Below are 823 nucleotides of genomic sequence, written 5' to 3'. Positions count from 1 at the left end.
ACAGGAAGCGGCCGTCGACACCACTGCGAGGCTCGTCGTGCGCATCGCCGGCCGAAAGGCCAGCGCCGGAGAGACCACCCGAGGTCGGGGAGCCGAACGGCCCATCTGCAGACGGGCGGAGTCCGGATGGGTCGGGACCGGAGGGATGCAGCCCGAACGGGCCGACGCCGGGCCCACCGGGCTCGGACCCTGCGGGGCCCGGCGCCCCGGCGCAGGAACCGGCGCCACAGGTGGCGGGCGGCACGATGCCGAAGAGCACGAGGTCGCAGAGGAAGTCGCTGCGGAGCTGATCGAGGCTGCGAGGGTCTCCAGCAGCGCGGGCGGCCCGCGCCACGGCATCGACGCGGTCGAGCACGCCAACCACCCGCTCGGCGGGGGCGACGACGGTGAAGGTGCCCATGCCGTCCTCGACGATGCGGCCATGGACGCTTCGGCGCCTGGTGGCGGCACGGCGTCGCTCCTCCTGCGACCGGCCATCTGCCGAGCGGACGCAACGCTGAAGACGTGATGCGAAGAGGCGCTGGGAGGCGATCGATCCGTCAGGCGCAGGCGCGAGCACCGCCGACTCGAGGTCTGACAGGACGTCGTCGGCCAGCTCCCGAGTCTCGGCGACGACGCGCAGCGCGCGGTACAGACTGACGGTGCCGGCTCGGAGCCGCTCGCGCAGCACCCGGTGGCGCCGGGCCGCGGTGGCGAGCTCGAGCCGCCGGCTGACCTCCCCGGCGCCGACGCCGGTCGCCCAGGCGATCTCCTGCGCGACCACCTGGTCGGCACTGAGGGGGACCGGCGCGCTCGTCACCGTGCGTGCGAGCTGTTGCTCCTC

1 pseudogene is annotated in these 823 nt (G+C 74.4%); it reads right to left on the bottom strand.

What is annotated here, in order from left to right:
- A pseudogene (locus tag ABD194_RS09040) lies at positions 1–823 on the bottom strand (hypothetical protein); the annotation flags it as partial.

This window comes from Terrabacter terrae, from assembly GCF_039529575.1.
Lineage (GTDB): Bacteria > Actinomycetota > Actinomycetes > Actinomycetales > Dermatophilaceae > Terrabacter > Terrabacter terrae.
This window is presented reverse-complemented; position numbering and strand designations above follow the sequence as displayed.